14 protein-coding genes are annotated in these 11,235 nt (G+C 74.0%); 13 read left to right on the forward strand and 1 reads right to left on the reverse strand.

Annotated elements, in window-relative coordinates; translation table 11 throughout:
- Positions 1–31: 31 nt before the first annotated feature.
- The 13 genes from fliI to N5D62_RS27835 all read left to right on the forward strand — a co-directional run bounded on the left by fliI (position 32) and on the right by N5D62_RS27835 (position 10,564).
- Positions 32–1,387 (forward strand): flagellar protein export ATPase FliI, encoded by a 1,356-nt coding sequence (gene fliI / locus N5D62_RS27775; RefSeq protein WP_279761324.1) that lies wholly within the window; start codon positions 32–34, stop codon positions 1,385–1,387.
- Positions 1,384–1,905 carry a flagellar export protein FliJ gene (locus N5D62_RS27780; protein WP_279761325.1) on the forward strand — a complete coding sequence of 174 codons (522 nt, stop codon included), beginning with the start codon at positions 1,384–1,386 and terminating at the stop codon, positions 1,903–1,905. The genes fliI and N5D62_RS27780 overlap by 4 nt, the downstream gene beginning before the upstream one ends.
- A gap of 92 nt (positions 1,906–1,997) precedes the next feature.
- Positions 1,998–3,356 carry a flagellar filament capping protein FliD gene (gene fliD / locus N5D62_RS27785; RefSeq protein WP_279761326.1) on the forward strand — a complete coding sequence of 453 codons (1,359 nt, stop codon included), beginning with the start codon at positions 1,998–2,000 and terminating at the stop codon, positions 3,354–3,356.
- A 26-nt stretch (positions 3,357–3,382) separates the two neighbouring features.
- Positions 3,383–3,769 (forward strand): flagellar export chaperone FliS, encoded by a 387-nt coding sequence (gene fliS, locus N5D62_RS27790; protein ID WP_279761327.1) that lies wholly within the window; start codon positions 3,383–3,385, stop codon positions 3,767–3,769.
- A 5-nt stretch (positions 3,770–3,774) separates the two neighbouring features.
- The gene (locus tag N5D62_RS27795) at positions 3,775–4,140 is read left to right on the forward strand and encodes a hypothetical protein (protein WP_279761328.1); all 366 of its coding nucleotides are present in this window, start codon (positions 3,775–3,777) and stop codon (positions 4,138–4,140) included.
- 200 nt (positions 4,141–4,340) lie between these two features.
- Positions 4,341–5,510 carry a flagellar hook-length control protein FliK gene (locus tag N5D62_RS27800; RefSeq protein ID WP_279761329.1) on the forward strand — a complete coding sequence of 390 codons (1,170 nt, stop codon included), beginning with the start codon at positions 4,341–4,343 and terminating at the stop codon, positions 5,508–5,510.
- Positions 5,507–6,004, forward strand: a complete 498-nt coding sequence (locus N5D62_RS27805) for a flagellar basal body protein (protein ID WP_279761330.1) — start codon at positions 5,507–5,509, stop codon at positions 6,002–6,004. The genes N5D62_RS27800 and N5D62_RS27805 overlap by 4 nt, the downstream gene beginning before the upstream one ends.
- Positions 6,005–6,027: 23 nt before the next feature.
- A complete protein-coding gene (locus N5D62_RS27810) occupies positions 6,028–6,741 on the forward strand; it encodes a FliA/WhiG family RNA polymerase sigma factor (RefSeq protein ID WP_279761331.1) in 714 nt (237 codons plus the stop codon).
- Positions 6,742–6,757: 16 nt separating this feature from the next.
- Positions 6,758–7,684, forward strand: coding sequence for a flagellar motor stator protein MotA (gene motA, locus N5D62_RS27815; RefSeq protein WP_279761332.1), 927 nt, complete (start codon positions 6,758–6,760; stop codon positions 7,682–7,684).
- A complete protein-coding gene (locus N5D62_RS27820) occupies positions 7,674–8,858 on the forward strand; it encodes a flagellar motor protein MotB (RefSeq protein WP_279761333.1) in 1,185 nt (394 codons plus the stop codon). The genes motA and N5D62_RS27820 overlap by 11 nt, the downstream gene beginning before the upstream one ends.
- A 38-nt stretch (positions 8,859–8,896) precedes the next feature.
- Positions 8,897–9,193 carry a flagellar biosynthesis anti-sigma factor FlgM gene (flgM, locus tag N5D62_RS27825; protein ID WP_279761334.1) on the forward strand — a complete coding sequence of 99 codons (297 nt, stop codon included), beginning with the start codon at positions 8,897–8,899 and terminating at the stop codon, positions 9,191–9,193.
- Complete coding sequence (gene flgN / locus N5D62_RS27830) at positions 9,190–9,654, forward strand: flagellar export chaperone FlgN (protein WP_279761335.1); 465 nt, start codon at positions 9,190–9,192, stop codon at positions 9,652–9,654. Before flgM ends, flgN begins: the two co-directional genes overlap by 4 nt.
- On the forward strand, positions 9,641–10,564 hold the full coding sequence (locus N5D62_RS27835) for a glucosaminidase domain-containing protein (protein ID WP_279761336.1): 924 nt from the start codon (positions 9,641–9,643) through the stop codon (positions 10,562–10,564). The genes flgN and N5D62_RS27835 overlap by 14 nt, the downstream gene beginning before the upstream one ends.
- A gap of 119 nt (positions 10,565–10,683) precedes the next feature.
- On the opposite strand, the gene flgA is transcribed toward N5D62_RS27835, so the two are convergent.
- A partial coding sequence (gene flgA / locus N5D62_RS27840; RefSeq protein ID WP_279761337.1) for a flagellar basal body P-ring formation chaperone FlgA occupies positions 10,684–11,235 on the reverse strand: 552 nt, incomplete at its 5' end.

Consider the following 11,235-nt stretch of genomic DNA (forward strand, 5'->3'; position numbering starts at 1 on the left):
CCGCCTCCGCCGCGGCCGGGGAGGGCGCCCGATGATCAGCAACGCGCTGCGACGCGTCGAGCTCGGCGACGTGCCGGTGGCCACGCCCACCGGACGCCTGGTCGGCGCCTCGGGCCTGCTGCTCGAGGCCACCGGCTGCGTGCTGCGCACCGGCCAGCGCTGCCTGATCGAGACCCATCCCGGCTGGGGCGCGGAAGCGCGGCCCGAGGGCGCGTCCGAGACCTCGACCGACGGCTGGCTGGCCGCGCAGGTCGTCGGTTTCCGCGACCAGGTCGCCTACCTGATGCCGTTCAAGAAACCCGACGGCCTGGCCGCCGGCGCCCGCGTGCTGCCGGCGCCGGAGCGCTCGTCGCTGACGATCGGCCCGCAGTGGCTGGGCCGCATCGTCAACGGCCTGGGCGAGCCGATCGACGGCCGCGGCCGCCTGGGCGGCGACCAGCCGCTGCAGATGGTCCCGCCCAAGGTCAACCCGCTGCGCAAGAAGCCGGTGCAGGAGCCGCTGGACGTCGGCGTGCGCGCGATCAATGGCCTGCTGACGCTGGGCCGCGGCCAGCGCGTGGGCCTGATGGCCGGTTCCGGCGTCGGCAAGAGCGTGCTGCTCGGCCTGATCACCCGCAACACCGTCGCCGATGTCGTCGTCGTCGGCCTGATCGGCGAGCGCGGCCGCGAGGTGCGCGAGTTCATCGACCTGTCGCTGGGCGCCGAAGGGCTGGCGCGGGCGGTGGTCGTCGTGGCGCCGGCGGACGAGTCGCCGTTGATGCGCCTGCGCGCCACCGAGCTGTGCCACGGCATCGCCACCCATTACCGCGACCAGGGCCAGCACGTGCTGCTGCTGGTGGACTCGCTGACCCGCTACGCGATGGCGCGGCGCGAGGTGGCGCTCGCCTTGGGTGAGCCGCCGGCCACGCGCGGGTATCCGCCGTCGGTCTTCAGCCTGCTGCCCGAGCTCGTCGAGAGCGCCGGCAACGGCGAGGGCGAGGGCAGCATGAGCGCGATCTACACCGTCCTGGCCGAGGGCGACGACCAGCAGGACCCGGTCGTGGACACGGCGCGGGCGATCCTGGACGGCCACATCGTGCTGTCGCGGGCGCTGGCCGAGCGCGGCCACTACCCGGCCATCGACGTGGCCCAGTCGATCAGCCGCTGCATGGCGCTGGTGGCCGACCGCGGCCAGCAGCAGGCGGCGCGCGAGCTCAAGCAGCTGATGGCCCGCTTCGAGCAGGTCCGCGAGCTGATGCCGCTGGGCGCCTACGTGCCCGGCGCCGATCCGGCCACCGACCGCGCCGTGGCGCTGTGGCCCCGCATCGAGGCCTTCCTGCACCAGGGCACCCACGAGGGCGCGCCGCTGGCGCAGACGCAATCCCGATTGATGGAGGTGCTGCGATGAGCGGCTCGTCGAAGGACTCGCTGCGCCGCGGCCTCGGCACGCTGGCCGGGCTGCAGCAGCTGCAGCTGGACCGCCAGCAGGCCCGGCTGGCCGAGCAGCAGCGGCTGTGCCAGCGCGTGCAGGGCACGGTCGACCGGCTGGAGGCGCTCGGCGCCCAGGCCACGCTGACCGGCACGCTGCTGCCGGGCCTGGCGCAGAACAGCGCCGCCTACAAGCAGGCGATGCTGGGCTGGGCCGACCGCCAGCGCGAGGAACTGGCGCGGCGCCAGGCGGAGCTCGAGCAGGCGCGCGCCGACACGCTGGCCGCCGCCCGCAAGCAGGAGACGCTGCGCCAGCTGGTCGAGCGCGCCGACGAGCGCGCGCGGACCGAGCAGGCCCGCCGCGACCAGAAGGGCCAGGACGAGATCGCCGCCCAGCGCGCGACGGGCGCCCGCAACGACAGCGCCTTCGGCGGCCTGGGCGCGTTCGGCGCCTCCGGCACCTTCGGCCTCCTTCCGACCCGGGGGCGCCATGGCTGAGCGCCGCTTCTCGACCGCTTTTAAGTTCCGGCCCGCGCCGGTCGCCTTCCACCGGGGACGTCTCAACCCCGCCCCCTGTGGAGGAGTCCGCCATGGCGACTAGTTTCGATCCCACCTCGACGGCCACCCAGCTGGCCACCGCGTACGTCCAGCCGACGCAGACGCTGCTCGACGCCCAGACCAAGGCCGCGCAGGCCACGTCGAACGGGCTGACCAAGCTGCAGAGCGCGCTGAGCGCGTTCAAGACGGCGCTGGCCGGCCTGTCGTCCAAGCCCGGGCAATCGGTGACGCAGTACAGCGCCACGCCCAGCGACACCGCGGTCATGACCGCGACCGCGGCGGCCGGCGCGCAGCCGACCAGCACGCCGCTGTTCGTCGAGCAACTGGCCACGACCCACCAGGTCGCCTTCCAGGACCTGCCGGCGGTGCCGGCCGGCCCGGGCAGCATGTCGGTGCAGCTGGCCGACGGCAGCGGCTTCAACGTCGACCTGGCCAGCGCCGACGGCGACGGCGACGGCACGCTGAGCCAGACCGAGATCGCCCGCGCGATCAACGCCGCCGCGGCCGGCAAGGCCACCGCGATGGTGGTGACCGTCGGCGGCGCGACGCAGCTGGTGATGACCTCCGGCGTCAGCGGGGCGGGCGGCAAGCTCACCCTCGACACCTCGGGCCTGTCCGGTCCGCTCAAGACCGCGCTGGACGACACGACCAGGCGCAAGGACCTGGTCGGCGCGCAGGACGCCGTCGTCTGGCTGGGCGCGCAGGGCACCGGCGTGCGGCTGCAGCAGGCCAGCAACACCGTCACCGCGATCCAGGGCGTGACCGTCACGCTGAAGAAGGCGCAGGCCGCGGGCCAGTCGCCGGTGACGCTGACCGTCGCCCGCGACGACACCGCCACCAGCGCCAAGCTGCAGGGGTTCGTCGACGCCTACAACACGCTGGAGAAGGCGCTCGACGACCTGACCGTCATCGGCAAGGACGGCGCGGCCAACGGCGCCTTCGCCAGCGACGCCGGCGTGCGCGCGCTGCGGGACCGCATCGGCACCTTGATGCGCAACGACTACGCCGGCGCCAACCTGCGCACGCTGGGCGTGTCCATCGGCCGGGACGGCAGCGTCTCGCTGGACAGCGCCAAGCTGGGCAAGGCGCTGGCCGCCACGCCCGACGCGCTGGACAAGGTGCTGGGCTCGACCGCGCTGTCCAACCCCTCCGGGCTGCTGGGCGCGATGGACAAGCTCGCCGACACCTGGACCAACAGCTCGAGCGGCCAGATCAAGCAGCGCCAGACCTCGATCCAGGCGCAGCAGAAGAGCATCGGCGATCGCCAGCTGCGCTTGGACCAGCAATACAACCAGGCGTACAGCCGCTACCTCCAACAGTTCACGCAGCTGCAGAACCTGCAGTCGCAGCTGGGCGGGACGGGCAGCCTGTTCGACGCCGTCTCGGCCTGAGCGCCGGGAACACCGACGACCCCACGATGAGCCACGACGCCTACCAGAGCTACCAGACCGTCCACCTGCATGCGCAGACCGCGCAGGCGTCCCCGCTCCAGCTGGTGCTGGTGCTGATGGACGGCCTGCTCGACGAGCTGGCCCGCGCCCGCGCCCACATCGAGGCGCGGCGCTTCGAGCTCAAGGCGGCCAGCCTGGACAAGTGCGTCGCGATCATCAACGGGCTCTCCAGCGCGCTGGACCTGGAAGCCGGCGGCGAGGTCGTGGCCAACCTGGCGCGGCTGTACGACTACTGCGCCGAGCGGCTGTACCGCGCCGGCGTGGAGCTGGACGTCGCCGTGGTGGACGAGGTCCGCGGGCTGCTGGCGCAGATCCGCGGTGGCTGGCAGGGCGTGCAGGCCCGTCACGGCTGAGGGGCATGGCGATGACGAACACCTTGCGCCCCGTCCCGGTCACCGCCCGGCTGCAGATGCTGGGCGAGCGGCTGCGCGACGCCTGCGCCGCGCGCAACTGGACCGCGCTGGCCCGCACCGACGCCGAGCTGGCCCAGCTGCTGGGCGGCCTCGACGCCGCCGCGCTGAGCCCCGGCGAACGCGGCGCGCTGCAGCAGCTGCGCCGCCTCCATCAACAGATCAGCGCCGAGTGCCAGCGCGAGCTCGAGCGCGTCGGCCAGACGCTGGCGCGGATGCGCGAGCAGCGCCAGGGCTGGTCCGCCTACGCGCAGGCCGCCGATTGGGGCGTGGAGGCGCAGGCCGCCGACTGGGGCGCGGAGGCGCAGGCATGACGATGACGCTGCCCACTCCGTCGGCTGGCCTGGCCGCCGCCGCCTCGACGCGTGTCGAGATGGCCTCGAAGGTTTCCGCGAACGCCGCAAACGCCGCGAGCGCCGCGAACGCCACGGGTGCCGCGAGCACCACGAGTGCCGCTGCCGCTGCGTCCGCAGGCGTTCCTGCCGCTGCGTCCGCCGGCCGCTTCGGCCCGCTGATGAACGCCGACGACACGCGCGGCGACGTCGCGGCCGCGTCGCCCGCCGACCAGGACGGCGCGCCGGACGAGGCGGTCGACGTGCTCGACGCCGCGTTGGCGCAGGCGCTGGAGGACCTGCTGGGCGGCAATCTCGCCCACACGGCATCCGCCGCCGGCGATGCCGTCCTCGGCGTGGTCGTGGGCGGCAAGAAGGACGAGGACACCGGATCCAGCGACGCGACCGCGGGCACCGTGCCTCCCACCACGACCGCGCCGCTGATGGCGATGCTGATGCCCACGCTGATGCCGGCCGTCATGCCGCCGGCGCCGGCCGCGCGCGGCCTCGTGTCCACGGACGATGCGACCCCCACCGCGACGCGGCCGCTCCCGGACGTGCCGTCGGCGTTGACCGCCGATCCGGCGCGCCTGCTGGCGCTGCAGGGCACGGACGGCGCGACGCCCGCCCTTGGGCAGCCGGCCCCGGCCGGCTCCGCCGACACCGCCAACGCAGCCAACGCAGCCAACACGGCGGCCTGGCAGGGCCTGCAGCGCTGGAGCGCCGACCTGATGAGCGCGATGGCGACGACCCCGGCGCCCGGCGCCGCGGCCAACGACGCCGGCGGCGCGACGCTGTCGCTGCCGGCCGCGCGCGATGCCTGGTCGCAGCCGCTGATGCAGGCGCTGGGCGACCGGCTGCAGCTCCAGATCGCGCAACGCGCCGACAGCGCGCGGCTGCACCTGGAGCCGCCGCAGCTGGGCCGCATCGAGATCGACATCCGCCAGCAGGGCGGGGCGCTGCAGGTGCAGCTGTCGGCCAGCCATGACGAGGTGCGCCAGCAGCTGCGCCAGATCGCCGAGCCGCTGCGCCACGAGCTGGTCCAGCGCCATGCCGGCGAGGTCTCGGTGCAGGTGGCCTCCGGCGCGCAGGCGGCCGGCGACGGCCGCGGCCGCGACGGCGCCGCCGGCGGTCAGCCGCAGTCCCAGGGCCAGCCGCGCGAGCAGCGCCAGCCCGGCCGCGCGCTCGATGACGACCACGCCAACACGGCGGGCGCGACGAACGTCGCCGCCTTCGCCGATGCCTTCCAGGCCCACGCCGGCACCACGGCCGCTTCCGGCGCCGCCGGTGCGATCGGCGCGATCGGCGCCCTGGGCGGCCACGCCGCCCCGTTGAAGAGGACCTCGCGATGAAGATCAACATCAAGCTGATCGGGCTGGTCGCCGCGGTGGCGCTGCTGGCCGCCGGCGGCGCCGGTGCCGCCGTGTGGTGGATGAAGGCCGAGGCGGGCAAGCCCGTGGCCGACGCCGCGAACGCCAAGGACGCCAAGGACGGGAAGGCCGCCAAGGACGACGGCAAGCCCGCGCCCGACTACAAGTACGTGATGCTGGACAAGGTGCTGGTGATGCTGCGCGGGCCCAACGGCGCGGCGGTGTCGCATTACATGGCGGTGGACATCGTCTTCAAGACCCTGCCCGAGCAGGAGAAGCGCACCAAGGACCACCTGCCGCTGCTGCGCACGGTCGCGGTCAAGGCGCTGTCGGCGCACACCGTCGAGAGCGCGCAGGCGATGAGCGTCGAGCAGTTCGCGCAGCTGCTCAACCGCGCCTATGCCGAGAGCTACGCGACCGACCGCCGCGAGGCGCCGTTCGCCGAGGCGCTGATCGGCAAGCTGATCATCGAGTGACGGCCTGGGACCGGAGCGCCACCGTGCAACATGCCTACGCCGAATGGGGCGCCGTCGCGACGGCGGGCCTGGACGCCGAGCTCGAGCAGCGCGCGCTGCGCGAGTACGCGCCGCTGGTCAAGCGCGTGGTGCGGCAGCTCTCGGCGCAGGCCAGCGCGGTGATGGACCGCGAGGACATGGCGCAGGTCGGCCTGATGGGCCTGCTGGAGGCGCTGCGCCGCTACGGCATGCCGGACGCTGGCTTCGGCGCCTTCGCGGCGCTGCGGGTGCGCGGCGCGATCCTGGACGAGCTGCGCCGCCAGGACTGGCGCCCGCGCACGGTGCGCCAGGACAGCCACAAGACGCGCGACGCGCTGCGCGCGCTGACGCGCCAGCTGGGCCGCGAGCCGGCCGAGGCCGAGGTGCTGGCCCACCTGAAGCTCACGCCGCGGCAGTACCAGGACTTCCTGCAGGCCGAGGTGGCCGAGGAGCTGGCCAGCTTCGACGAGCTGGTCGAGGAACTGGCGCAGCTGCCCAGCGACCACCGCAGCCCGGAGGCGCAGCTGATGGTCACGCGCTCGATCGCGCAGGCGCTGACGGCGCTCGACGAGCGCGAGCAGCGGGTGATCCAGCTGTATTACGAATTCGACGCCAGCCTCAAGGAGATCGCCGCCGTGCTCGATCTCACCGAGGCGCGCGTCTCCCAGATCAACAAGGCCGCGCTCGCCAAGATGCGCGCCTTCCTGCAACAGGCCTGAGGGCCGGGGAACGGACATGCAAGCACTCGTCGGCATCCTCATCGTGCTGGGCTGCGTCTTCGGCGGCTTCATGCTGCATGGCGGCTCGTTCAAGGTCATCTGGCAGCCGGTGGAGCTGCTGATCATCGTCGGCGCCGGCCTGGGCGCGATCGTGCTGGGCAACCCGCGCCACGTGCTGTCGGAGATGCTCTTGCAGCTGCGCCAGCTGGTGCGGCGCAACAGCCACGGCCAGGAGTTCCAGCGCCAGCTGCTGCTGCTGATGTACGAGCTGCTGCAGGCCGCGGCCGGCGGCCTCAAGGCGCTGGACGCGCACGTCGAGGCGCCGCACGAGAGCCCGCTGTTCCAGCGCTACCCGCTGATCCTGAACCACCCCAAGCTGCTGCACTTCATCGTCGACAACTTCCGGCTGATGGCCATGGGCAAGATCAGCGCGCATGAGCTCGAGGGCGTGCTGGAGCAGGAGCTCGAGGCGATCCACGACGAACTGATGCAGCCGTCCAAGTCGCTGCACAAGATCGCCGAGGCGATGCCGGGCTTCGGCATCCTGGCCGCGGTGCTGGGCATCGTGATGGCGATGAACCACGTGGCCGACGGCGCCGGCAGCGGCGAGATCGCGGTCATGGTCGCCGCGGCGATGGTCGGCACCTTCATCGGCATCTTCTTCTGCTACGGCGTCATGGACCCGCTGTCCAACATGATGAAGCAGCTGGTGCACGCGGAGCTGGCCTCGCTGGAGTCGGTCAAGGTGGTGCTGGTCACGCATGTGTCGGGCAAGCCGCCGCTGCTGGCGATCGACGCCGGGCGCCGCCTGGTGCAGCTCAACATCAAGCCCAGCTTCGCGCAGCTGGAGGGCTGGATCGACGCGCTCAACGGCGACGCCGGCACGCCGCGCCGCCGCGCCGGCGACCGCGCGCCGGGCGAGGGGGAACGCCGTGCCGCCTGAGGTCGTTCCGATCGGCGCGGCGGGCCGCGCCGCCCGCGACCACCATCCGACGGTGGTCAAGCGCGTCTCGCGCCGCCACGACGACGAGGGTCACGGCGGCGCGTGGAAGGTCGCGTTCGCGGACTTCTGCCTGGCGCTGCTGTGCCTGTTCCTGGTGCTGTGGCTGCTGGCCTCGCGCAACTCGGAACGCATGCAGGTCGTGCTGCAGAACGCCGGCGCCAACTTGATCGAGGACGGGCAGGGCCTGACCAACTCGCTGGCGGCGGGATCGCGCGGCAGCATGATCGAGCGCCATCCGTTGCCGGCCCGCAGCGAGGAGATGAACCCCGGCGATCCGCAGCGCGGCGCGGCCGACGCGCGCATGGGCCGGCCGAGCCTGGAGTCGCCGGAGCAGCTGCAGGCGCTGGCGCGCCGCATCGCCGGCCTGGCCGCGGAGGAGGGCCTGCAGGGCCACCTGCGCAGCGCCGTCACGCCGCAGGGCCTGCGGCTGCAGCTGCACGACACCGAGGCCAGCGGCATGTTCGAGCGCGGCAGCGCGCAGCCGTCGGCGCCGCTGCGCGCGCTGCTGCGCAAGCTTGGGCCGTTGCTGGCGGAGATCCGCAACCAACTGCTGATCGTCGGTCACACCGACGCGACGCCCTACCAGGACAAGGGACCCGGCGCCTTCACGAACTGGGCGCTGTCCAGCCACCGTGCGATGGCGGCCCGCCATGAGCTGCTGGCCGGCGGCATGCCCGAGTCCAGCGTGCTGCAGGTGTCGGGCATGGCGGACGCCGCGCCGCTGGATCCGCTGCATCCCACCGCCGCGGTGAACCGTCGCATCGAGCTGATGCTGCTGACCGCCGCGCAGGCGCAGAGCATCAGCGGCCTGTACGGCCCCGCTGGCTTGCGCGACGCCGCCGCCGATGCCGCCGCGCAGGTGCGCGGCGCGCTGCCGGCGCTCACGGCCGCGACGCCCACGACGCCCACGCTGGCCGCAACGGCTGCAACGGCTGCAACGGCCGCAACGGCTGCAACGGCCGCAACGGCCGCAACGGCTGCAACGGCCGCAACGGCCGCAACGGCTGCAACGGCTGCAACGGCTGCAACGACCGCGACGACCGCGAAGGCCCCCGCGACCCGCCATCCCGCCGATGCCGCGGCACCGTCCGCCGAGCCGGCGGCCTCCCGCTGACGGAGGCCCCGATGCGCACCAGAACCAAGGGTGAACGAATGAAGATCACTGGCTCCAACCCGCTGAACCCCGCCGCCGGCACCGGCGCCGCGACCTCCGCCGCCGTCGAGGCAACCGACCGCGCGCCGGCCCCCGGCGCGTCCGGCCCCGCGATGCGCGCCGCCGGGCTCGAGACCGCGCTGCTCAAGCCGGCGCAGGCCGCGCTGGCCGAGATGCCCGAGGTCGACGAGGTGAAGGTCGCCGCGCTGCGCGACGCGCTGGCCAAGGGCGAGATCAAGTTCGACGCGAACCGCCTGTCGCAGCTGATCCAGCGCTATCACGGAGGCCGCTCGTGACCGCCACGCTGACCCGCACCGCGCGCCGCGCCGACAGCACCGCCGCGACGATGCTGCGCCAGCTGCGCGAAGGCCTGGCGCAGGACCTGCGCGGCTACGGCGCGCTGCGCGAGCTGCTGGAGCGGCAGTTCCACGCCGCGCTGCGGCACCAGTCGGAAGAGATGGCGGCGCTGTCGGCCGGGATCCTGGCGCAGGCCGCCGAGATCGAGGCGCAGCGCGCGCATCGCCGCGAGTTGCTGGTGGCGCTGCTGGGCCGCGCCGGCCAGCCGAGCCTGCGCGCGCTGCTGGACCGGCTGCCGGTCGAGATGGGCGAGCCGCTGCTCGCGCTGCGCCAGGCGATCGAGCGGGCGCTGGCCGAATGCAAGGCGATGAACCTGCGCAACGCGCAGTTGATCGGCGAGCAGCAGGCGCTGATGCAGCAGCTGCTGGGCCGCGAGGAGCATGTCTATGCGCAGCGCTGACGTCTTCGCCGGCGAGTTCCCGTCGCTGGGCGCCGGCCGCTTCGACGCGGCGCGTCCGGCGGCCAATGGCGCCAGCACCGGCACCGGCACCGGCATCGGCGTCGGCACCGGCACCGGCATCGGCGTCGGCGTCGGTCTTGGCAACGCGATGGGCCGTGGCGCTGGCATCGGTGGCGCTGGCACCGGTGGCGACACCGGCGCGGCGCGGTTCGACGCGCTCTATCAGGAGCTGCATCGCGACGTCGTGCGCTACATCGAGCAGGGCGACGGCGGTGCCGGCGGTGGCGGCAGCACGGGCGCCAGCAACGGGCTCAGCCCGGAGGGCGCCTGGGGCCGGGTGCAGGCGATGTCGGGCGCTGCCGCCGACGGCCTCGCGGCGCTGGGCGGCGCGGGCGTCATCGACGGCGGCGAGCCGGTTGACGCCGCGCGACGCCAGGCCTTCATCGATCAGGTGATGCCGCTGGCGCGCGGCGCCGGCGCGAAGCTGGGTGTCGCGCCCGAGGTGCTGACCGCGCAGGCGGCGTTGGAGACGGGCTGGGGCCGCTCGCCGATCCGCGCGGCGGACGGCACGTCCAGCCACAACTACTTCGGCATCAAGGCCACCGGCTGGCAGGGCGCCGTCGCGCAGGCGATGACGACCGAGGTCGAGGGCGGCCAGGCCGTCGCGCGCCACGAGGCGTTCCGCGCCTACGCGTCGCCCGCGCAGTCCTTCGACGACCTGGCGCGCCTGGTCGGCACGAGCCCGCGCTACCAGGGCGCGGTCAACGCCGGCGGCGACGCGCGCGCCTACGGCGTCGCGCTGCAGCGCGGCGGCTACGCGACCGATCCGGCGTACGCCGAGAAGCTGGCGCAGGTCACCGCGCGCGTGAACGCGCACCTGGCCGGCAAGGCGCAGGGAGCAACGAAGTGAGACCCGCGATCACGTCGAACCATGCCGGCACCCGTGCTGGTGCTGGTGCCGGTGTCGGCGCTGGTGCAGACGCCGGTGCCGGTGGCGCGACGCGCGCCGCCGACGCAGCGGCGCGTGTCTCAGCGCAGTTCGGCGGGCTCGACCAGGCCGGCGTCCAGCACGCGCGCCTGGATCACGCGGCCGCTGGCGTTGTTGCGCACGCGGATCACGCTTTGACGCGCGCCGCTGTCCAGCGCCTCGCCGGCGCCTTCGACGCTGACGCCGCCGCGGCTGGCCTGGATGCGCACCGTGTCGCCGCGCTTGACGACGATCGCCGCCGCCAGCAGCCGCTTCTGCAGCAGCTGGCCGGGACGCAGCGTCGTGCGCGCGGCCTGGCCGGGCTCCAGCGTGGACAGGGCGTCCGGCGTCTGCGTGATGTCGCGGCGCTGCAGCTGCAGCTGGTCCTCGGTGACCGGCTGGCCGCTCGCGACGGCCTGCGTCACGACCAGCACCTCGGCGCCCAGCGTCGCCCGCAGCAGGAAGTCCTGCGGCGGCACGCGCGCGGCGTCGTCGGCGCAGCGGGCGCTCAGCCGCACGCGCATCAGGCTGCGGCTGTCCTGCAGCGCGATGTCCCAGCCCGCCGGGCAGGACGGCCGCGCGCGGGGCGCGGGCTGCTGCAGCTGCACCTCGGG

The sequence above is a fragment of the Mitsuaria sp. GD03876 genome, from assembly GCF_029840635.1.
Classification (GTDB): Bacteria; Pseudomonadota; Gammaproteobacteria; order Burkholderiales; family Burkholderiaceae_C; genus Roseateles.

Bases quoted from the DNA above. Each gene is read 5' to 3' on its own strand.
- N5D62_RS27805 (WP_279761330.1), top strand. From the start codon at position 5,507: ATGAAGATCAACATCAAGCTGATCGGGCTGGTCGCCGCGGTGGCGCTG.
- N5D62_RS27795 (WP_279761328.1), top strand. From the start codon at position 3,775: ATGGCGATGACGAACACCTTGCGCCCCGTCCCGGTCACCGCCCGGCTG.
- N5D62_RS27800 (WP_279761329.1), top strand. From the start codon at position 4,341: ATGAACGCCGACGACACGCGCGGCGACGTCGCGGCCGCGTCGCCCGCC.
- motA (WP_279761332.1), top strand. From the start codon at position 6,758: ATGCAAGCACTCGTCGGCATCCTCATCGTGCTGGGCTGCGTCTTCGGC.
- N5D62_RS27835 (WP_279761336.1), top strand. From the start codon at position 9,641: ATGCGCAGCGCTGACGTCTTCGCCGGCGAGTTCCCGTCGCTGGGCGCC.
- N5D62_RS27780 (WP_279761325.1), top strand. From the start codon at position 1,384: ATGAGCGGCTCGTCGAAGGACTCGCTGCGCCGCGGCCTCGGCACGCTG.
- fliS (WP_279761327.1), top strand. From the start codon at position 3,383: ATGAGCCACGACGCCTACCAGAGCTACCAGACCGTCCACCTGCATGCG.
- fliD (WP_279761326.1), top strand. From the start codon at position 1,998: ATGGCGACTAGTTTCGATCCCACCTCGACGGCCACCCAGCTGGCCACC.
- flgM (WP_279761334.1), top strand. From the start codon at position 8,897: ATGAAGATCACTGGCTCCAACCCGCTGAACCCCGCCGCCGGCACCGGC.
- fliI (WP_279761324.1), top strand. From the start codon at position 32: ATGATCAGCAACGCGCTGCGACGCGTCGAGCTCGGCGACGTGCCGGTG.